Annotated in this window: 19 protein-coding genes and 2 tRNA genes; 13 read left to right on the plus strand and 8 right to left on the minus strand. The window is 71.2% G+C overall.

The genetic code is table 11. The features are described from left to right. Positions 1 to 33 precede the first annotated feature (33 nt). Positions 34 to 110: transfer RNA gene (locus HQQ88_RS11485), tRNA-Met, on the plus strand. A gap of 100 nt (positions 111 to 210) precedes the next feature. Beyond that, a complete protein-coding gene (locus HQQ88_RS11490; protein WP_173169513.1) occupies positions 211 to 1,110 on the plus strand; it encodes a carbon-nitrogen hydrolase family protein in 900 nt (299 codons plus the stop codon). 54 nt (positions 1,111 to 1,164) lie between these two features. Here the strand turns inward: HQQ88_RS11490 and HQQ88_RS11495 are convergent, their stop codons facing one another. Next, positions 1,165 to 2,367, minus strand: a complete 1,203-nt coding sequence (locus HQQ88_RS11495) for an aminotransferase class I/II-fold pyridoxal phosphate-dependent enzyme (protein WP_173169514.1) — start codon at positions 2,365 to 2,367, stop codon at positions 1,165 to 1,167. A 191-nt stretch (positions 2,368 to 2,558) separates the two neighbouring features. Here HQQ88_RS11495 and HQQ88_RS19230 point away from each other — a divergent pair, with 191 nt between their 5' ends. The 5 genes from HQQ88_RS19230 (at position 2,559) to HQQ88_RS11520 (ending at position 8,957) form a co-directional block, all read left to right on the plus strand. Beyond that, complete coding sequence (locus HQQ88_RS19230) at positions 2,559 to 4,664, plus strand: trypsin-like peptidase domain-containing protein (protein WP_254067070.1); 2,106 nt, start codon at positions 2,559 to 2,561, stop codon at positions 4,662 to 4,664. A 183-nt stretch (positions 4,665 to 4,847) separates the two neighbouring features. Next, positions 4,848 to 5,891, plus strand: a complete 1,044-nt coding sequence (locus tag HQQ88_RS11505; RefSeq protein ID WP_123294079.1) for a glycosyltransferase family 2 protein — start codon at positions 4,848 to 4,850, stop codon at positions 5,889 to 5,891. Between the two features lie 4 nt (positions 5,892 to 5,895). Further along, positions 5,896 to 6,717, plus strand: coding sequence for a CDP-alcohol phosphatidyltransferase family protein (locus HQQ88_RS11510; protein WP_173169515.1), 822 nt, complete (start codon positions 5,896 to 5,898; stop codon positions 6,715 to 6,717). Positions 6,718 to 6,773: 56 nt separating this feature from the next. After that, the gene (locus HQQ88_RS11515; RefSeq protein WP_173169666.1) at positions 6,774 to 7,682 is read left to right on the plus strand and encodes a glycosyltransferase; all 909 of its coding nucleotides are present in this window, start codon (positions 6,774 to 6,776) and stop codon (positions 7,680 to 7,682) included. A gap of 42 nt (positions 7,683 to 7,724) precedes the next feature. After that, positions 7,725 to 8,957 (plus strand): CDP-glycerol glycerophosphotransferase family protein, encoded by a 1,233-nt coding sequence (locus HQQ88_RS11520; RefSeq protein ID WP_173169516.1) that lies wholly within the window; start codon positions 7,725 to 7,727, stop codon positions 8,955 to 8,957. 17 nt (positions 8,958 to 8,974) lie between these two features. On the opposite strand, the gene HQQ88_RS11525 is transcribed toward HQQ88_RS11520, so the two are convergent. From HQQ88_RS11525 to HQQ88_RS11540, 4 genes are all read right to left on the minus strand, one after another. Continuing rightward, positions 8,975 to 9,277: a hypothetical protein gene (locus HQQ88_RS11525; RefSeq protein ID WP_111085009.1), complete on the minus strand. Its 303-nt coding sequence runs from the start codon at positions 9,275 to 9,277 to the stop codon at positions 8,975 to 8,977. 116 nt (positions 9,278 to 9,393) lie between these two features. Continuing rightward, the gene (locus HQQ88_RS11530) at positions 9,394 to 10,164 is read right to left on the minus strand and encodes an ABC transporter ATP-binding protein (protein WP_111085010.1); all 771 of its coding nucleotides are present in this window, start codon (positions 10,162 to 10,164) and stop codon (positions 9,394 to 9,396) included. After that, positions 10,164 to 10,964: an ABC transporter permease gene (locus HQQ88_RS11535; protein WP_123294202.1), complete on the minus strand. Its 801-nt coding sequence runs from the start codon at positions 10,962 to 10,964 to the stop codon at positions 10,164 to 10,166. The genes HQQ88_RS11530 and HQQ88_RS11535 overlap by 1 nt, the downstream gene beginning before the upstream one ends. 68 nt (positions 10,965 to 11,032) lie before the next feature. Continuing rightward, positions 11,033 to 11,728 (minus strand): NTP transferase domain-containing protein, encoded by a 696-nt coding sequence (locus HQQ88_RS11540; RefSeq protein ID WP_111085011.1) that lies wholly within the window; start codon positions 11,726 to 11,728, stop codon positions 11,033 to 11,035. Positions 11,729 to 12,025: 297 nt separating this feature from the next. On the opposite strand from HQQ88_RS11540, the gene HQQ88_RS11545 reads away from it, so the two are divergent. From HQQ88_RS11545 to HQQ88_RS11555, 3 genes are all read left to right on the plus strand, one after another. Next, positions 12,026 to 13,351, plus strand: coding sequence for an ABC transporter ATP-binding protein (locus HQQ88_RS11545; protein WP_254067071.1), 1,326 nt, complete (start codon positions 12,026 to 12,028; stop codon positions 13,349 to 13,351). Next, positions 13,327 to 14,898 (plus strand): ABC transporter permease, encoded by a 1,572-nt coding sequence (locus HQQ88_RS11550; protein WP_173169517.1) that lies wholly within the window; start codon positions 13,327 to 13,329, stop codon positions 14,896 to 14,898. The genes HQQ88_RS11545 and HQQ88_RS11550 overlap by 25 nt, the downstream gene beginning before the upstream one ends. Positions 14,899 to 14,959: 61 nt before the next feature. After that, positions 14,960 to 15,220, plus strand: coding sequence for a DUF3039 domain-containing protein (locus tag HQQ88_RS11555; protein WP_111033217.1), 261 nt, complete (start codon positions 14,960 to 14,962; stop codon positions 15,218 to 15,220). Between the two features lie 99 nt (positions 15,221 to 15,319). Here HQQ88_RS11555 and HQQ88_RS11560 read toward each other — a convergent pair whose 3' ends face one another. Beyond that, entirely contained in the window at positions 15,320 to 16,609 is a 1,290-nt protein-coding gene (locus HQQ88_RS11560; RefSeq protein WP_131845365.1) for a nicotinate phosphoribosyltransferase, read from the minus strand. A 116-nt stretch (positions 16,610 to 16,725) separates the two neighbouring features. Here HQQ88_RS11560 and murI point away from each other — a divergent pair, with 116 nt between their 5' ends. From murI to rdgB, 3 genes are all read left to right on the plus strand, one after another. After that, positions 16,726 to 17,565, plus strand: a complete 840-nt coding sequence (gene murI, locus HQQ88_RS11565) for a glutamate racemase (protein ID WP_123938935.1) — start codon at positions 16,726 to 16,728, stop codon at positions 17,563 to 17,565. A gap of 74 nt (positions 17,566 to 17,639) precedes the next feature. Next, a complete protein-coding gene (gene rph, locus HQQ88_RS11570) occupies positions 17,640 to 18,371 on the plus strand; it encodes a ribonuclease PH (RefSeq protein ID WP_111085013.1) in 732 nt (243 codons plus the stop codon). Further along, positions 18,368 to 18,958, plus strand: a complete 591-nt coding sequence (gene rdgB / locus HQQ88_RS11575) for an RdgB/HAM1 family non-canonical purine NTP pyrophosphatase (RefSeq protein WP_173169518.1) — start codon at positions 18,368 to 18,370, stop codon at positions 18,956 to 18,958. Before rph ends, rdgB begins: the two co-directional genes overlap by 4 nt. Positions 18,959 to 19,029: 71 nt before the next feature. Here rdgB and HQQ88_RS11580 read toward each other — a convergent pair whose 3' ends face one another. After that, entirely contained in the window at positions 19,030 to 19,731 is a 702-nt protein-coding gene (locus HQQ88_RS11580) for a DedA family protein (RefSeq protein ID WP_123294071.1), read from the minus strand. 118 nt (positions 19,732 to 19,849) lie between these two features. Beyond that, positions 19,850 to 19,930 (minus strand) — tRNA-Leu (locus tag HQQ88_RS11585). Between the last annotated feature and the right edge of the window lie 529 nt (positions 19,931 to 20,459).

The raw sequence follows: 20,459 nt of genomic DNA on the forward strand, positions 1-20,459 counted from the left end.
CCGCCACGACCGTGTGTAGGCTATTCAATGTGCCGCGGGGTGGAGCAGTTCGGTAGCTCGCTGGGCTCATAACCCAGAGGTCGTAGGTTCAAATCCTGCCCCCGCAACCAAGCGTCACACGAAAGCCCCGGTCCGAAAGGACCGGGGCTTTCCTCGTTCCCGGGCTCCTCCAAGCCGGAACGCTCCGCAGTGCGCCGGTACGCTCGGCGGATGGGCACCCTCACGATCGCCGCCGCGCAGTTCGCTCCCGTGGACGACCCGGTGGCCAACCTCGAGACCGTCCGGACCGCGGCAGCCGACGCAGGGGCGCGGGGAGCGGCCCTGCTCGTCACGCCGGAGTACTCGTCGTACTTCACCGCTGACATCGACGACCGGTTCGTCGCCGCAGCGCAGCCGCTCGACGGCCCCTTCGTGTCAGGGCTGCGCGACATCGCCCGCGACACCGGTGTCGCACTGATCGTCGGGATCGCCGAGACGACCGACGCCGAGAGGACCGACGCCGAGACGACGGAAGCCGCGACGACCGACGCAGCGACCGCGGACGAACCCACGCGCTTCCGCAACACCCTGGTGGCGGTGCTCCCCACCGGCGAGCTCGCCGCGACGTACCGGAAGGTGCACCTCTACGACGCCTTCGGGTCGCGGGAGTCCGACCGCATCGAGTCCGGCGACCCGGAGCAGCTGCCGGTCTTCGAGCTCGAGGGGCTCCGGATCGGGCTCGAGACCTGTTACGACCTGCGCTTCCCCGAGGTCACCCGGCGGCTGGCAGCGCCCGAGCACGGTGCGGCCGACGTCGTCGTGCTGCCGGCCGAGTGGGTGCGCGGCCCCGGCAAGGAGCACCACTGGCGGACCCTGCTCACCGCGCGGGCGATCGAGAACACCGTCTGGGTCGTCGGTGTCGGCCAGACGCCGCCGATCGGCATCGGCGCCTCGGTGGTGCTCGACCCCTCCGGTGTCGCCGTGGCGTCGGCCGGCTTCACGCCCGGCACGCTCGTCGCGACCGTCGACACCGCTGTGACCGAGGCGGTCCGGCAGGTCAACCCGTCGCTGGCACTCCGCCGGTACGACGTCGCGCTGCGCGCCCAGCCTGGAGGCACGGCTCGCCCCTGACCGGCAGGTCCCGTCCGATCCGTGGTCGCGACTGCGCCGGTGGCGGGATCGGGCTCAGGACGGCGCGTGGAGGCTTGCCAGGCGGCTGGCGGCGTCCTCGAGGACGGAACGCCGCTTGCAGAATGCGAAGCGCACGAGGGACCGGTAGCCCGCGGCGTGCTCCGGCCGGACGAAGGCCGACACCGGTACGCCGACGACCCCGGCCAGGGCGGGCAGTTCGAGGCAGAAGGCCCGCGCGTCGTCGTACCCGAGCGGCGCGGTGTCGGCGATCACGAAGTACCCGCCGTCCGGCCGCATGACGTCGAAGCCCGCTGACCGGAGCCCCGAGGCGAGCAGTTCGTGCTTGGCGGCGAGTTCGGCGGCGATCCCGGCGAAGACGGCGTCGGGCAACCGCAGTCCGACGGCGACGGCCGGCTGGAACGGTGCGCCGTTGACGAAGGTCAGGTACTGCTTCACCGTCGTGATCGCGTCGACGAGCGTCGGGGGAGCGGTGAGCCAACCGACCTTCCAACCGGTGGTGCTGAAGGTCTTGCCGGCGCTCGAGATCGAGACCGTCCGCTCGGCGGCTCCGGGCAGTGTCGCGATCGGCGTGTGCGGGACGGTGAACGTCAGGTGCTCGTAGACCTCGTCGGTGACGATGAGGGCGTCGTACCGCGTCGCGAGTTCCACGATCGTGCGCAGGACTTCGTCGGGCAGGACCCGGCCGGTCGGGTTGTGCGGCGTGTTGACGAGCACGACGCGGGTGCGGTCGGTGAACGCGGCGCGCAGGGTGTCCTCGTCCGGCAGGAAGTCCGGAGCGGTGAGGGGCACGGTGACGTGGGTGCCGCCGGCGAGCCGGACGAGCGCACCGTAGGCGTCGTAGAACGGTTCGAACGTGATGACCTCGTCGCCCGGTTCGACCAGGGCGAGGAGCGTCGCGGCGAGGGCTTCGGTGGCGCCGGCGGTGACCAGGACCTGCCGGTCAGGATCGACCTCGAGGCCGTACCACCGCTGCTGGTGTTCGGCCACGGCGGTGCGGAGGTCGACCGTCCCGCGTCCGGGCGGGTACTGGTTGACGCCGTCCCGGATGGCGCGGACCGCGGCTTCGAGCACCTCGGCAGGGCCGTCCTGGTCGGGGAAGCCCTGCCCGAGGTTGATCGCGCCGGTGCTCGCGGCGAGGGCGCTCATCTCGGCGAAGACGGTGGGCGCGGGGGCGCCGTCGGGTCCCAGGAGCATCGCTCCCTCGGCTGCTCGCAACCAGGGTCCTGCCTGCCGCATGTGGTTCCCTCCGGTGACGGCGACGACGTGTCGCGCTGAACGGACCCCAACCTAGCTGGCCGTCCGACGGCGATCCGGGGACGGACCCACAGCCCACGCATAAGATCGGCAGAGGATGCTTCCAGCGTCGCCAGAAGCACCGCTCAGGTGGTTGCGACAGACTGCACGAGCTTGAAAGGAGCACGTCCAGCATGACCGACACCACGCCCAACGGGCAGGGCGACGACCGCCGTCCGGACGATGCGGCATCGCCTGCCGCCAGTGAGGACGCCGCCGCAGCGGCCACGAAGGGGAACACGTCGATGCCGAACGACTCCGAGCAGTTCAACGACGCCGAGCAGTTCAACGACGCCGAGCAGTTCAACGACGCCGAGCAGTTCAACGACGCCGAGCAGTCCAACGACGCCGAGCAGTCCAACGACGCCGAGCGGTCCGACGACGCCACGAGCGCCGACCACACCGACGTGATCCCGTCGGCGATCGACCACCCCACGGACCGCTACACGGCCCCGTACCCGACGCTCTCGGGCGACCAGCAGCGCGATGGCGGCCAGCAGCCGGCCGGGTACGGCCAGCAGACGTCGCCGTACGGGCAGGCGTCCCAGTACGGCCAGCAGCCCGCCGCAGACCAGACGAGCCAGTACGGGCAGGCCCAGCAGAGCCAGTACGGGCAGGCCCAGCAGCCGCAGTACGGCCAGACCCAGCAGAGCCCGTACGGCCAGCAGTCCCAGTACGGCCAGAGCCAGCAGTCCCAGTACGGCCAGAGCCAGCAGTCCCAGTACGGCCAGAACCAGCCGAACCAGCAGTCCCAGTACGGTCAGCAGTCGCAGTACGGCCAGCAGGGCCAGTACGGCCAGGCCCAGCAGCCGCCGTACGGCCAGCAGCCGACCGCGGGCCAGCCGCGGTACGGCGAGTACGCCCAGCCGGCCTCCGCCGCGGCCCCCGCGTCCTCGTCGGAGTACGCGACAGCGTCGGCGCAGGCACCGCAGTCCGCCACGAGCGCCTTCGGCGACGTGGACGGCGCGAACCAGCGCAACGGCCACTACTTCGCTGACGGAACCGCGGGTGCAGCGGCCACCACGACCACCACCCGCTCCGGGCGCGGCAAGCTCGTCCTGCCGATCATCGCCGGACTGGTCGTCGCGGGTCTGGTCGGCGGCGGCGCCGGGTGGCTCGCCGGGTCGTCGCAGGGCGGCACCGTCACGTCGTCGTCCGGTTCGTCGCAGGGCGGCAACCTCACGGTCAACGACTACGACTCCGCGACCGTCGTCACCGCGGTCGCTGCGCAGGCGACGCCGTCGGTCGTGACGATCAACGTGTCGTCCAGCAACGAGGCCGGCACCGGTTCGGGCGTCGTGATGAGCAAGGACGGCTACATCGTCACGAACACCCACGTGGTGACGCTCGACGGCGACAGCTCGAACGGTTCGATCACCGTGACGACCTCGAACGGCAAGATCTACGAGGGCAAGCTCATCGGCACCGACCCGACGGTCGACCTCGCGGTCATCAAGATCGACGCGACCGACCTCAAGCCGATGGAGTTCGCCGATTCCACGAAGCTCAACGTCGGTGACACCGCGGTCGCGATCGGTGCGCCCCTGGGCCTGTCGAACACGGTCACGGACGGCATCGTCTCGACCCTGAACCGCAGCATCCAGGTCACGTCGAGCGCTCCCAGCGAGGGCGGCGACTCGAACGAGGGCGGCAACGGCGGCAGCGGCCCGTTCGACTTCTGGGGCAACGGCGACAACGGGAGCAGCTCGTCCGCGAACACCACGGTCTCGCTGCCCGTCATCCAGACCGACGCGTCGATCAACCCGGGAAACTCCGGTGGTGCCCTGCTCGACGCGAAGGGCAAGCTGATCGGCATCAACGTGGCCATCGCCTCGGCCGGCAGCTCGTCGTCGTCCGACTCGGCGGCCGGCAGCATCGGCGTGGGCTTCTCGATCCCGTCGAACCTGGTGAAGCGCGTCGCGAACGAGATCAAGGACAAGGGCTCGGCCACGCACGGCCTGCTCGGTGCCACGGTCGGCGACGCCTCGGAGAACGCGAGCGCGACCCAGATGGGTGCGCTCATCAAGTCGGTCTCGTCCGGCGGTGCGGCGGCGAAGGCCGGTCTGCAGAAGGGTGACGTCGTCACGAAGATCGGTTCGGCGACCGTCTCGGACGCCACCGACCTGACGGCGCAGGTCCGCTACTTCGCGGGCGGCGCGTCGACGACGATCAGCTACCTCCGGAACGGGCAGTCCCGCGAGGCGGACGTGACCCTGGGCACGTACGACAGCAAGGGCTGACGCCACCACGGACAGGACGGGAGGCCCGGTGCACGACGTGCGCCGGGCCTCCCGTCCGTCTGCGGGTCGCGTCGCGGGCGCCCCGCAGGTTCCGGGTTCGGGTCTTGATAGGCTCATGGTCGCTCTGCGGGGCGGCACCGCCCCGGTGCGTCCCGTGCACCCAGCCAGCACCCCGAGGTACGCATGCAGACAGACGGACAGCCCCTGCCGGGCGTCTCGTACGTGATGCCCGTGCTCAACGAGGTCACCGAGGTCCGCGCTGCGGTCGCCAGCCTGCTCGACCAGGACTACACCGGCGTGTTCGAGGTCATCCTCGCGCTCGGCCCCTCGATCGACGGCACGAACGAACTCGTGGCCGAGATGAGCGCGGCCGACCCGCGCATCCGGGCGATCGACAACCCGGTCGGGTCCACGCCGGCCGGCCTCAACGTCGCGATCACGGCGTCGGTGCACCCCGTGGTGGTCCGCGTCGACGCGCACTCGGTGCTGCCCCCGGACTACACACGCATCGCCGTCCGCACCCTGCTCGAGTCCGGAGCGGACAACGTCGGCGGCATCATGCGCGCCGAGGGCCGCAGCCCGTTCGAGCGGGCCGTCGCGTTGGCGTACGGCAGCCGCGTCGGCCTCGGCGGCACCCCGCACCACGTCGGTGGGACCGCCGGCCCCGCCGAGACCGCGTACCTCGGCGTCTTCCGCCGCGACCGCCTGTTCGAGGTCGGCCTGTTCGACGAGGGCATCAAGCGCGGCCAGGACTGGGAACTCAACCGACGCCTGCGCCAGACCGGCGGCACGGTGTGGTTCACGCCCGAGCTGGTCGTCACGTACCGCCCGCGGCCGAGCCTGAAGCGCCTGGTGCGGCAGTTCGTCGCCACCGGGTTGTGGCGGGGCGAGCTCGCCCGTCGGTTCCCCGCGAACAACGGCCTGCGGTACTTCGTGCCGCCCGCGATGGTCGCCGCCATGGCCGTCGGGATCCTCGCCGGCGTCGTCGGTGTCGTCGGCGCAGCCCTCGGCAGCCCGGTCGCCTGGGCGCTCCTCGGGTTCGCCGTACCCGCCGTGTACCTGCTCTTCGTCGTCCTCGGGTCGGTCGCCGTCGCGCGCCGATCCGGGGTGGCGACCTTCCTCTGGCTGCTCGTGGTGCTGCCCTGCATCCACGTGGGATGGGGGCTCGGTTTCATCATCGGGTTCCTCACCCGTACCTCCGAGCTGACCACCCACACCGGACGGTGACCCCATGACCGACCCCGCCACCCACGGCCGCGGATCAGCACGCCCGACGTCGATCGCCGAGCTGCGGGCCGTCGCCCAGCCGGACGAGGTCCGCGCCCGCGCCAACGCCGAGCACTGGACGGCGTCGCTGTACCTGCGCGACGTCTCGCCGTACCTGACCTGGGTGCTGCTGAAGACCCGCGTCAGCGCCAACCAGGTGACCGGCCTGATGATCCTGGTCGGGTGGAGCATCGCCGCGGTCCTGCTCATCCCCGGCATCTGGGGCGCGGCGCTCGCCCTGGTGCTCGGACAGCTGCAGATGCTCGTGGACTGCTGCGACGGCGAGGTCGCACGGTGGCGTGGCACCCGCTCGCCCGCCGGGGTGTTCCTGGACAAGGTCGGGCACTACACGACCGAGGGACTGATCCCGGTCGCGCTGGGCATCCGAGCCGCCACCTGGCCGATCCACGGCGCCGACTGGATGTGGACCACGATCGGCTGCGCGCTCGGTCTGGTCATCGTGCTGAACAAGGCCCTCAACGACATGGTGCACGTCGCCCGGGCGAACGCGGGGCTCGACAAGCTCGTCGACCGCCGCGACGCCTCGACCGCGCCGTCCGGCCGGAAGCTCGCCTCGCTCCGCCGCCTGGCCCGCTTCCTGCCGTTCCACCGCCTGTACCACTCGGTCGAGCTGAGCATGCTCGCGTTCCTGTTCGCGCTCATCGGACTGGCGATCGGCGACCCGCTCGCCAGCCGGATCCTGGTCGGGGCGCTGCTGCCGCTGGCCGTGCTGGCGACCGTCGGACACTTCCTGGCGATCATCGCGTCCAAGCGGGTCAAGGCGTGACCGACGACGCGGTGCCCGACGACGCGGTCACCGACGACGCGGCGGCCGATGACGCGGTGACCCCGAGCACCGTTCGTCGCCACGCGGTCGCGCACCCGCAGCGACCCCGCGTCGCTGTCGTGAGCCTGTCGCAGGGCACCCGGCCCGACGACCTGCGCCGCGGGCTCGACAGCGTGCTCGCGCAGCAGGGCGTCGAACTCGACGTGGTCTGCGTCGGCAACGGCTGGGAGCCGACCGGCCTGCCCGACGGAGTGCGGACGCTGGCGCTGCCGGAGAACCTCGGGATCCCGGCCGGCCGCAACGCCGGTGCCGAGGTCGTCGACGGGGACTACGTGTTCTTCCTGGACGACGACGCCTCGATCCCCTCGGTGACGTTCCTGCAGGACGCCGTCGGCCGCTTCGAACGCGACCCCTCCCTCGGACTGCTCCAGCCGCGCGTGGTCGACCCGACCGGCGCCGCCAACCCGCGGCGCTGGGTCCCGCGCATCCGCAAGGGCGAGCCGGACCACTCGTCGCCGGTGTTCTCGGTGTGGGAGGGCGCCGTCGTGCTGCCGATGGACGTGTACCGGGTCGTCGGGGGCTGGGGAGCGGAGTACTTCTACGCGCACGAGGGCATCGAACTCGCGTGGCGCGTGTGGGACGCCGGTCGACGTGCCTGGTACGCCGGCGACCTGGTCGCCCACCACCCGGCCATCGACCCGGCCCGGCACACGGAGTACTACCGCCTGAACGCCCGCAACCGGGTGTGGCTGGCGCGACGGAACCTGCCGGCATCGCTCCGACCGCTCTACGTCGGCTCGTGGGCCGCGATCCAGGTCGCGCGCTGGTGGCGACACCCGCGACGCCTGACGACGTGGTTCGCCGGCATCCGCGAAGGACGGACCACCGACTGCGGACCGACCCGACTGATGAGCTGGCTGACCGTCGCCCGGATGACGCTCGCCGGGCGCCCGCCCGTCGTCTGACCACCCCGAACCCCACCGCCACCGCAGAACGGGAGACAGTCCATGCCGATCACCAGTGACGTGCGGACCGCCGTGCGCCTGGCCCAGCGCCTGCTCGCCTCGCGCCGGAGCCGCCGGGAGCTCGCCCGTCGCCTGCCGGCGGTCGCGGCGCCGGCGCCCGGCACGATCGAGATCGCGGTGTACTTCGCCGACGGCCCCGTGAACATGTACCAGGTGCGCCAGTGGTACGCGCCGCTGGCCGAACTGGCGAAGACGCACCCGGTCGCGATCATCGCGCGCAGCCCGGGCACGATGACCACGCTGATCGACGAGTCGCCCGTCCCCGCCGTGTACGCCCGTCAGGTCGTCGACCTGGAGCAGTTCGTCGAGACCCAGGCGCCGAAGGTGGTGCTCTACGTCAACCAGAACGCCCGCAACTTCCAGATGATGCGGTACGGGCGCATGTGGCACGTCTTCGTCAACCACGGCGAGAGCGACAAGATGTACATGACGACGAACCAGTTCAAGGCGTACGACTACGCGTTGATCGCTGGGGACGCCGCGCGTGGCCGGCTCGCCGAGGCGCTGTGGGACTACGACCTCGACGCCAGGACCATCGCGATCGGCCGCCCCCAGGCCGACCACTTCGCCGGCGCGGCACCGTACCCCGCCGACGACCGGACCGTCGTGCTGTACGCACCGACGTGGGAGGGCGACCGCGGCGCCGCGGCGTACGGCTCGATCGCGTCCCACGGCACCACCATCGCCGAGCAGGTGCTCGCGTCGCCCCGCCACCGCCTGGTGTACCGGCCGCACCCGCGGAGCGGCGTGCTCGACCCGGCGTACCGAACGGCACACGAGCGGATCGTCGCGGCGATCACGGCGGCGAACGCGGCCGACCCCACCGCGCACCACGTCCACGACGAGGGCGGCGAGCTCGGCTGGCAGCTGGCCGACGCCGACGTGGCGATCACCGACATCAGCGCGATGATCTACGACCGCCTGGCGGTCGGGAAGCCCCTGATCGTGACCCGCCCGGTGTCGCCGGAGGCCGATGTGGACGAACGCGGCTACCTGAGCGACGCCAACTGGCTGACCGCGGCCGACGCGCCGTCGGTGCTCGCGCGGATCGACGCCGCCGTGGGGGACGCCGCCGAGCTCGCCAAGCTGCAGCAGTGGGTGGCGCGTTACTTCGGCGACACCACGCCCGGTGCCGCAACGGCCCGGTTCCACGCCGCCGTCGAGTGGCTGCTGGAGCGCTGGCGCACCGTCGCTGCCGAGCGCGGCGAACGCTGAGCCCCGTCCGGACACGGTCACGGGTGCAGCCCCTGACCGACCAGTGACATCCGCCACACGTACTCGGAGCGGTCCGGACGGCGCCAGCGGACGATCACGACGCCGGTGTCCTGCGGATCCGCGCCGAACACGGCGACGGACAGACGTCGACCCGGTTCGAGCCGGTGCACCGCCAGCGGCGGGCTGTAGCCGTTGCCGAGGTGGGTGAGGGTCAGGCCGTCGACCGGTTCGTCTCCGGTGTTGACGAGGTCGTACCGGCGCGGGGCCTGCGAGCGGTCGATGGTGAACGGGACGGCGTACGCGGGTGCTGGGTGGTGCATGGGGGGAACGCTAGGGGGAGGGTCCGACGGTGGGGCCCCGGCGCAGCACCCGGGAGCCCGTCGCTGTGGAGGGGGCACCGTGGTGCCCTGGTTGTGGAGGGCGAGTACCCGACCGGTCAGACGCCGTAGTCGGCGGAGTACTGCGCCAGCGCTTCCTCGATGGTGCCGTCGAGCTGCAGTCGGCCCTTGTCGAGGTACAGACCGCGGTCGCAGAAGCGGCGCAGGTCCTTGTCGCTGTGGGACACGAAGAAGAGCGTCCGACCGCCGGCCAGGAGCTCCTCGATCCGCTTGTAGCACTTCTCGCGGAAGGCCTTGTCGCCGACGGCGAGGACCTCGTCCACCAGGATGACGGGCTCGTCGAGCCGGGAGATCACCGCGAACGCGATGCGCACCTTCATGCCGCTCGACAGGTGCTTGTACGGGGTGTCGACGAAGTCCGCGATCTCGGCGAAGTCGATGATCTCGTCGAAGGCGGCACGGATCTCGGCGCGCGACATGCCGTGCAGGCCGGCGGTCAGGTAGACGTTGTCGCGGACGGACAGGTCGCCGACGAACCCACCGGTGATCTCGATGAGCGGCGCGACGCCGGCCCCGACGTCGATCCGGCCCTCGTCCGGCAGCATCACCTGCGCCACGAGCTTCAGGAGCGTGGACTTGCCCTGACCGTTCCGACCGACGACGCCGATCGCCTCGCCCGGACGGACGTCGAACGACACGTTGCGGAGCGCCCAGAACTCGTCGGCACGCTTGCGGCGGCCGCGTCCGGCGAAGAGGTCCTTGAAGTTGCGGCTCGCCCGTCGGTTGCGCTTGAAGCAGATGCCGGCGTCGCGCACGGAGATCACCGGCGCGACGGTCTCGGTGCGTCGGGTCTGGTCGGTGGCGGTCATCACAGCTCCTTCAGCACGCGGTGCTCGCTGCGTCGGAACACCGCGAAGCCGATGACCAGGACGATGCCCGTGATGACCACCGACGCCCCGACCTCGAGCCAGTCGAGCTGGCTCGGGAAGAACGCGGCGCGGTACATCCCGAAGATGCCGGTGAGCGGGTTGACCGCGGCGACGGGTCGCAGGGCGTCGGGCAGCGCCTGCGTGCCGTAGATGATCGGCGATGCGTAGAACAGGAAGCGCAGAACGAGCTTGGTCGCGCGCTCGAGGTCGCGGAAGAAGACGACGAGCGGCGCGACGATCAGGCCGAGGCCGTACACCAGCGCGCATTGCAGCACGATCGCCAGCGGGAAGAAGACGACCTGCCAGTGCAGGTGCGCACCCGTCGCGATCGCGAACGCCGCCAGCACCGGCAGGCTCAGCAGGAACTCGATGCCCTTCGACGCGTCGATCCGCGCGACCCAGATGGTGCGGGGGATCGTCGTCGAGCGGATGAGCTTCGACTCCTTGATGAACGCCCGCGTGGAGTCCGAGACGCCCCCGGTGAACCACATCCACGGCAGCAGCGCGGAGAGCAGGAAGACGATGTACGGGTCTTCACCGACCGAACCGCGGTGGAACACCTGGGTGAAGACGAACCAGTAGATCGCCGACATCACGAGCGGGTCGAGGATCGACCAGACGTACCCGAGCGCCGACGTCGAGTACCGGACCCGGAGGTCGCGGACGGTCAGCAGCCAGAGGGCATGACGATAGCGCCGACCGGCGCTCCGGGTCGCCGCTGGTGCGGCAGCCGCGGGCACGGTCGGCGCGCTCGCTGTGGTCACGGTTTCCCTTCGGGCGGAACCGCCGAAGGGGTCCTGACGGAGGTTCAGGCGAACAGGTTGTTCGCGCGCTCGAGGTCCTCGGCGAAGTCGATCTCGACCGCGTACAGGTCGGAGATGTCGATCGGGGACCAGCGTAGCCCGTCCTCGGCGATGGCAGCCTCGATGCCGCCCTCGAAGTACTCCTGGTCGTCGACGCGACCGAGCTGGCGGATGAGGGCCTGCTTGTCGTTCGCCGACACGTAGTTGATGCCGACGGCTTCGCCGAGCCCGCCGACGACCTGCTTGGAGAGCTTGTGGATGAAGCCCTCGGCGTCGACGGTGTACTTGACCTCTTCGTCGGAGACCTTGTCGGTGTTGACACTGACGAACGAGTGGTCCTCGTCGATCATGTCGGCCGCACGGACGAGCGCCATCGGGTCGAAGACCACGTCGCCGTTCATCCAGAGGACACCGCTCTTGCCGGTCGCCTTGAGGGCGCGCAGCAGGCTCTTCGAGGTGTTGGTGGAGTCGTAGGACTCGTTGTAGACGAAGGACGCGTCGGGGAAGGCCTCGACGATGTGCTCCGACTTGTAGCCGACGACGATCGTCACGCGGGCGCTCGAACCGAACGCGGCGCGGATGTTGTCGAACTGCTGCTGCATGATGGTGCGGCCGTCACTGAGCTCCGTGAGCGGCTTCGGCAGGCTGCGGCCGAGCCGGCTGCCCATCCCCGCTGCGAGGATCACGATCTGCGTGGTCATGCTGGTCCCTTCTGGTGTCCGCCCGCGCGCCCTGGGGCACGGGCGGGCCTCGTCGAGTCTGCTCGCGGAACGTCCGAGTTCGCCGAGAACCGGACGCCGCGGGCCACGAGGGCGGCCGCTGCACGGTGTCGGAGAGCCCGCCGGAGCAGGTTTCCAAGTGGTGAACACTCCTTCGTGCCCTGGTGAATGATACGGAAACACCCGCACAAGGGGTAGGTCCGCCGCGCTTCGTACTCATTTCGTGACACTGGAGCGGGCGGTTCCCCGCTGTCCGGAGAGCGTTGGTACGGTTGGGCGATGGCCGCCAGAGCAGACAACGAGGACGTGTACGCCACGACCGACGCTGCCTGGATGACCGAAGCGAGTGACACCGACGAGCAGGACGCCGACGAGCGTGCCGCCGACCGGGTGGACGCCGCGGCGGGGGACGACGCCGACGACGACGACATGGGGGAACCGGATGCGCGCGACGCCTCCGTTGATGACGAGATGACCGACGACACCACGGCTGCCGACACCACGGCCGCCGACACCGATCCGGTCACCGAGCCGCAGTCGGACGCAGTGCCCGGTCCCGCGGCCCGTGCCGCGGCAGCGGCCCCGACGACGACCACCGGCGCCCGACCCGCCAAGGCGCGCACCACGAAGCAACGCACCAAGCGACCGGCGAAGGGCGCCGGCACGACCGGCACCGTGCCTCCCGGCCCCGCGTCGAGCGACGCGACGTCCGCGACGGACGCGACCGTGCACGCAGCGCAGGGCGCACCGGAGACGGACGCACCGGAGGCGGACGCCGCGACGAGCCCCGCCGCGAAGAAGCGTGCTCCCCGGGCCACCGCGCCCAAGGCCCCGCAGAAGCTGCAGCCCGTCGTGCTCGCCGCCGACGGCCTCGTCAAGCGGTACGGGCAGACCCTCGCCGTCGACGAGGTCGACCTCGAGATCCGCCAGGGCTCGATCTTCGGCGTGGTCGGCCCGAACGGCGCCGGCAAGACGACCACCCTGTCGATGATCACCGGTCTGCTGCGTCCCGACGCCGGGTCCGTGACGGTCCTGGACCACGACGTCTGGGCCGACCCCACGGCCGCCAAGCGCAGCCTCGGCGTGCTGCCGGACCGCCTGCGGCTGTTCGACCGCCTCACCGGTGCGCAGCTGCTCTACTACTCGGCCACCCTGCGCGGTCTCGACGGTGCCACGGCTCGTGAGCGCAGCACCGACCTGGCCGAGGCGTTCGGGCTCGGCGAGGCGCTCGGTCGCCAGGTCGCCGACTACTCGGTGGGCATGGCGAAGAAGATCGCCCTGGCCGCCACGCTCATCCACTCGCCGCGGGTCCTCGTGCTCGACGAACCGTTCGAGTCGGTCGACCCCGTGAGCGCCGCGACCATCACCGACATCCTGCGCCGCTACACGCGCGGTGGCGGCACCGTCGTGCTCTCCAGCCACTCCATGGAGCTCGTGCAGCGCACCTGCGACTCCGTCGCCATCATCGTCGGCGGCAAGGTCCTCGCCTCGGGGACCATGGCCCAGGTGCGCGGTCGCAAGAGCCTCGAGGACAAGTTCGTCGAACTCGCGGGCGGCCGCGTCGTGGCAGAGAGCATGGAATGGTTGCACAGCTTCTCCGGCTGAGGGCCGACCTGCTCGCGGGCGAGGTCCGCGGCAGCGCCCGCCGATCCGTGCTCGTCGTGCTCGGCAGCCTCGTCGGGCTCCTCGCCGCCGTGTTCGTCGCGACGCAGACGGTCGCGCTGCGGTCCGCCGACCCCGACACGGCCCGCGCGGTCACCGTGCCGGTCGGCACGCTCATCGCGTTCGCGTTCACCGTCGTCCCGCTCGTCGTCGGACGGAGCGACCAGCTCGACCCGCGGCGCTTCGCGGTGTTCGGCATCGGCCGTCGCGGGCTCGCGATCGGCCTCGTCGTCGCCGGGCTGATCGGTATCCCGGTGATCGGGGTCGTCGTCGTGGCCGTCGCCCAGTCGATCGCCTGGGCGCGTGACGCCGGCACCGGTGTGCTCGCGGTCTTCGGCGGCTTGCTCGCGATCGCCACCTGCGCGCTCCTGGTCCGCGTGTGCTGCACCGTCGGCTCGCGGCTGATCGGCCCGCACCGGTCCCGCGACGCCGGGTGGCTCGTCGCGCTCGTGATCATCGTGCTCGCGATCCCGGCGGTCTCGCTGCTGCTCCGCGTCGACTGGCTCGACCCCGATGGCACCGAGATGCAACGCGTCGCGGACGTCGCGGGGTGGACGCCGTGGGGCGCTGCCTGGGCCGTGCCCGCAGAGGTCGCCAGCGGCCACGTCGGCACCGGGTTCCTCAAGCTGCTCGTCGCGATCGCCGTCGTGGCCCTGCTGGCCTGGGCGTGGTGGGCGCTCGTCGGTCGGGCGCTCGACACCGTCGACGGTCGCACCCGGACCCGGCGCTACCAGGGGCTCGGCTGGTTCGACCGGCTCGGCTCGACACCGGTCGCCGCCGTCGCCGCCCGCGCCCTGACCTACTGGGTGCGCGACCCGCGGTACCGCACCTCGTACCTGATCATCCTGTTCGTCCCGCTCGTCGTCATCCCGCTCGGGGTCGCCGGGGTGCCGTGGCACTGGACCGCGCTCGTGCCGTTGCCGCTCATGGCGCTGATCGCCGGGTTCCTGCCGCACAACGACGTCTCGTACGACAACACCGCGGTGTGGTTGCACGTCGCCTCCGGGGCTCCCGGGTGGAGCGACCGTCTCGGCCGTGTCGTCCCTGTGCTCGTCGTCGGTGCGCCGGCGATCGTGGCCGGCTCGGCGGTGTCCGCCTGGTTGTTCGACGACTGGACGGTGTTCCCGCTGCTGATCGGCGTGAGCGCCAGCGCCCTGCTGTCCGGACTCGGGCTGTCGAGCGTCGTGTCCGTCCTGCTGCCCTACCCGACCGTGCGGCCGGGGGACCACCCGTTCCAGCAGCCGCAGGCCGCGGGTGTGACGGCGACGGTCGCGCAGTCGATGATGGTGATCGGCATCGTGGTCTGCACCGTCCCGGCGGCGTGGCTCGCGGTGCTGGCCTTCGTCCGCGGCGCTGAGCCGTGGTCGATGCTGACGCTCGCGGTGGGCATCGGGATCGGCGTGGTCGTGCTCGTCATCGGGATCTTCGCGGGCGGGCGGCTGTTCGACCGGCGCGGCCCGGACCTGCTGGCAGCGGCGCAGCGCAACTAGCGTTCCGGAACGAGCGCAAGGTGCGCAGACCAACGTGCGCAGACCGTCGTACCCTGGACCCATGAGCATGACGGAACCAGGCGGCGGCCTCGACGTGATGGACCGGGAGCTCGAGAAGCTCCTCGAAGACGAAGCGATCGAACCCGGCGACCACGAGCGGTTCTCGCACTACGTCAAGAAGGACAAGATCCTGCAGTCCGCCCTGTCCGGCAAGCCGGTCAAGGCGCTGTGCGGCAAGAAGTGGATCCCGGGCCGCGACCCGGAGAAGTTCCCGGTGTGCCCGGACTGCAAGGCCATCTACGAGAAGATGAAGTCCGAGTAGACGCAGACTGCGCATCGTGAGCAGAAATGGTCGGGTCACCTTCGGGGACCCGACCATTTCTGCTCACCAAGCGATGCGCAGCGATGCGCAGCGGCGCGCTCAGATCACCAGGGTGGGGATCGCGGGGTCGCCGCGACCGATGCGGGCGGCGTCCGCCGGCAGCTCGGCCTTCGCCCGCTTGTGGTGCGCCCGCGCGGCCTCGACGCCCTGTGCTCCGAGGAACGCCGGATCGACCACGCCGCCGGTGACCACGGGCACGAGCAGCGGGCGCTCGTCGGGGCCGACCTGTCCGGCGGTGAGCACGACCTCGGCCGTGGCGACACCGTTGCGCAGGCGTCGGCCGGCTTCCTTGCGCCCGCCGATCGAGGCCTTGTCCGCCGACTTCTTCGCCACGGCGACCCAGTCGTCGCCGTCGGCGGACTGGTGCGCCACGAGCTTGAAGACCATGCCGGCGGCCGGGTGCCCCGAGCCGGAGACGACCGAGGTGCCGACGCCGTACGAGTCGACCGGGGCCGCACGGAGGGCCGCGATCGTGTACTCGTCCAGGTCGTTCGTGACCGTGATCTTGGTGTCGGTCGCGCCGAGCCGGTCGAGCTGCGCCCGGACGGCCGCGACGACCGAGGGCAGGTCGCCGCTGTCGATGCGGACACCGCCGAGCTTGCCGTCGGTCAGCCGGACGGCGGTCTCGACGGCCTGCTCGATGTCGTAGGTGTCGACGAGCAGCGTCGTGCCGTTGCCGAGGGCGTCGAGCTGCGACCGGAACGCCGCTTCCTCGGAGTCGTGCAGCAGGGTGAACGCGTGCGCCGCGGTGCCCATCGTCGGGATGCCCCAGGTGCGGCCGGCCTCGAGGTTGCTCGTCGCGCCGAACCCGGCGATGTACGCGGCCCGTGCTGCGGCGACGGCGTTCCACTCGCCGGTGCGGCGGGAGCCCATCTCGGCGAGCGGACGCCCGTCGGCGGCGGAGACCATGCGCGCGGCGGCCGAGGCGATGGCGGAGTCGGCGTTGAAGACCGACAGGGCGAGCGTCTCGAGCACGACGGCCTCGGCGAACGTGCCCTCGACCTGCAGGATCGGGGAGTTGGGGAAGTACACCTCGCCCTCGCGGTACGCCCGGACGTCCCCGGTGAACCGGTAGTCGGCGAGGAAGGCTGCGGTGCCCTCGTCGATGACCCCGCGGTCGCGCAGGAACCCGATCTCGTCGTCGCCGAAGCGGAAGTCGCCGAGGGCGGTCAGGAACCGGCCGAGGCCGGCCGCGACGCCGTAGCGACGACCGTCGGGCAGCCGCCGGGCGAACACCTCGAAGACGCAGCGCCGGTGGGCGGTCCCGTCCTTCAGGGCCGCGTCGACCATGGTGAGTTCGTACTGGTCCGTCAAGAGCGCGCTGGTCACGCTGTCGACACTAGTGACGTGACCTCCTGGAGGCCCGGATCGCCTCGGGCGTGCGGCGCGCGGCGCGCAGGCGGTCGGTCCCGACGTCCGCAGCGCGCGTCGGTACGCTGGTCACCGTGACGGATGCACCGATCGGAGTCTTCGACAGCGGGGTCGGCGGGCTCACGGTGGCCCGTGCGATCATCGACCAACTGCCGCGCGAGAGCATCCGGTACGTCGGCGACACCGTGCACTCGCCGTACGGCCCGAAGCCCATCGCCGACGTCCGCCGCTACGCGCTCGAGGTCATGGACGACCTGGTCGAACTCGGCGTCAAGGCCCTCGTCATCGCCTGCAACACGGCGTCGTCGGCCGTGCTCCGCGACGCCCGCGAACGGTACGAGCAGGCGTACGGCATCCCGGTGGTCGAGGTCATCCAGCCCGCCGCCCGCGCCGCCGTGAAGCAGACCCGGACCGGGCGCATCGGCGTCATCGGCACGGTCGGCACCATCACCTCGCGCGCCTACGAGGACGCCTTCGCGGTGGCCTCCGACGTCAGCCTGACCCTGGCGGCGTGCCCGCGGTTCGTCGAGTTCGTCGAGGCGGGGGACACCTCGTCACCGGAGCTGCGCGAGGTCGCCGCCGGCTACCTCGACCCGATCCGCGCCGCCGACGTCGACACCCTCGTGCTCGGCTGCACCCACTACCCGCTGATGTCCGCCGCCATCCAGTACGTGATGGGCCCGGACGTCACCCTGGTGTCGAGTGCCGAGGAGACCGCCAACGACGTGTACCGCCGGCTCGTCGAGCACGGCCTCGAACGCACCTCCACCACCGCCCCGACGTACTCGTTCGAGTCGACCGGCGACGACGAGGACGGGTTCCTGCGGCTCGCCCGCCGGTTCCTCGGCCCCGAGATCGTCCGCGTCGGCCACCTCGAGACCGGCGCCATCACGCTGCCCCGTGGGCGGGCCTGAGCGGCGACCAGCCGCCAGCCGCCGCCCGCCCCGATGACCCGCACCGCGCCTCCAGGCCGGACCGAAAGGACACCATGACCACCCGCATCGACGGCCGCCAGGCCGAGGAACACCGTCCCGTCACCATCGAGCGGGGGTGGAGCACGCAGGCCGAGGGCAGCGCGCTCATCTCGTTCGGCAACACCAAGGTGCTCTGCACCGCCTCGTTCACGAACGGCGTGCCCCGTTGGCTCGCCGGCAAGGGCACCGGCTGGGTCACCGCCGAGTACTCGATGCTGCCGCGGTCGACGAACGAGCGCATGCAGCGCGAGTCGATCAAGGGCAAGGTCGGTGGCCGCACCCACGAGATCTCCCGGCTGATCGGGCGTTCGCTCCGCGCCGTGGTCGACACGAAGGCCCTCGGGGAGAACACCCTGGTCATCGACTGCGACGTGCTGCAGGCCGACGGCGGCACCCGCACGGCGTCGATCACCGGCGCCTACGTGGCGATGGTCGACGCGATCGAGTGGGGCCGCGGCAAGGGCTTCATCGGCAAGAAGGCCACCCCGCTCACCGACAGCGTGCAGGCGATCTCGGTCGGCATCGTCACGGGCGAGCCGATGCTCGACCTGGCGTACACCGAGGACTCCGCCGCCGACACCGACATGAACATCGTCACGACCGGGTCGGGCAAGTTCATCGAGGTGCAGGGGACCGCCGAGCACGCGCCGTTCGACCGCGACGAGCTGAACGTCCTGCTCGACCTGGGGCTGGCCGGCAACCAGTCGCTCGCGGCGATCCAGAAGACCGTGCTGGGGCTGGCGTGACCGGCACCGTCGTCCTGGCCACCCACAACCAGGGCAAGGTCGTCGAGCTCCGCGAGATCCTCGGGTCGGCGCTGGGCGAGGGTGTCGAGCTGGTCGGGTACGACGGCCCCGAGCCGGTCGAGGACGGCGACACCTACGCCGCGAACGCCCTGATCAAGGCCCGTGCCGCGGTCGCCCACACCGGACTGCCGGCGCTCGCCGACGACTCCGGCATCGCGGTCGACGCGCTCGACGGTGCCCCGGGCATCCACTCGGCGCGGTACGCGGGCACCCGGTCGGACGCCGACAACATCGCGCTGCTGCTGCAGAACCTCGACGGCGTCGTGGAGCGGACCGCCGCCTTCGTGTGCGCGGCCGCGTTCGTCACGCCCGACGGGTTCGAGCACGTGGTCGAGGCGGTGTGGAACGGCGAGGTGCTGACCGCGCCGGTCGGCGACGGCGGCCACGGCTACGACCCGGTGTTCCGGCCGGACGACGCCGACCGCTCGTCGGCCGAGCTCACCCGCGACGAGAAGAACGTGCTGTCGCACCGCAGCAAGGCGTTCCGGGGCATCGCGCCGGTCGTGCGAGAGCACTTCGGGCTCTGAACTGCCCACCTGCGACGACGACAGGCCCACACCGAACGGTGTGGGCCTGTCGTGTTCGGTCCGGCGTGCCGCTACAGCTGCGGGTCGACGGCCGTCGACTCGGCCTGGTGCTCGCGCTTCTTCGCCTTGCGGGCGTTCCGGATGTACGTCAGCGCCATCGGCACGACGGTGACCAGGACGGCGGCGAGCAGGATGATGTCGATGTACTCGCGCACGATGTGGGCGACGAACGGGATGTGCCCGATGAAGTACCCGAGGAACGTCACGCCGACACCCCAGACGACGGCGCCGATCGCGTTGTAGAGCGAGTACTTCTTGTAGTCCATGCGGCCGACGCCGGCGGCGATCGGCGCGAAGGTGCGGACGACCGGCACGAAGCGCGCCAGGATCACCGCGAGCGGGCCGAACCGGTGGAAGAACGCGTTGGTCCGCTCGACGTTCGCCTTGGAGAACAGACCGCTCTCCTTGCGCTCGAAGATCGGCGGGCCGGCCTTCTTGCCGATGTAGTAGCCGAGCTCCCCACCGAGGAACGCGGCAGCGCCGATCATCAGGGCCGCGACCCAGATCGGGATGCCGCCGATCTCGCCGCCGCGGTCGAACGCGAACAGGCCGGTGATGACGAGCAGGCTGTCACCCGGGAAGATGAAGCCGATCAGCAGACCGGTCTCGGCGAAGACGATCGCACAGACGACGAGCACTGCGACCGCCCCGAAGTGGTCGAGGATGTACTGCGGATCCAGCCATGGGATCAGGGCGAGTGCGACGGAGTGCATGTCTCTTCCGGTCGTGCAGATGCGGTGACGGGAGGGTCACCCGCACGACGAGGGTACCGTCCGCGCGTGACCGGAACGTCCCTCGGTGGTATGAGATGCGCGAGCACGCAACGGTCGGTGCGGAAGGAGGGACTCGAACCCTCACGCCTGGGGCACAGGAACCTAAATCCTGCGTGTCTACCGATTCCACCACTCCCGCGAGCAGCGGCAGTCTACCGAGCGGTCTCTGGTCGGCGGACGTCGGTGCGTGCGCACGGTGCGCCGGACGTCACCTGGTGCGGGTTTGGCCGCTTCGTGCGCGCAGCAGGTGCGCGCGGAGCGGCCAGCGGCGTTGAGGGTGACCGTGTCGACACGGTGCGGTGTTCGTGGCGGGGTGCGCCGGGCCTCCCGGGCGGTGGTGGTGCGCACGTGCGCACGGTGCGCCGGACGTCACGTGGTGCGGGTTTGGCCGCTTCGTGCGCCGCAGCAGGTGCGCGTGGAGCGGCCAGCGGCGTTGTGGGTGACCGTGTCGACACGGTGCGGTGTTCGTGGCGGGGGTGCGCCGGGCCTCCCGGGCAGTGGTGGTGCGCCCGTGCGCACGGTGCGCCGGACGTCACCTGGTGCGGGTTTGGCAGCTCCGTGCGCCGCAGCAGGTGCGCACGGAGCGGGGAACCTCGCACGGAGCGGCGGGACGCGCACCGTGCGCCGGCCGCGCAGCACGCAGCACCCCGTGCGCCGGCCACGCAGCA

Origin of the sequence: Curtobacterium sp. VKM Ac-2861 (assembly GCF_013204965.1) — a bacterium.
Classification (GTDB): domain Bacteria; phylum Actinomycetota; class Actinomycetes; order Actinomycetales; family Microbacteriaceae; genus Curtobacterium.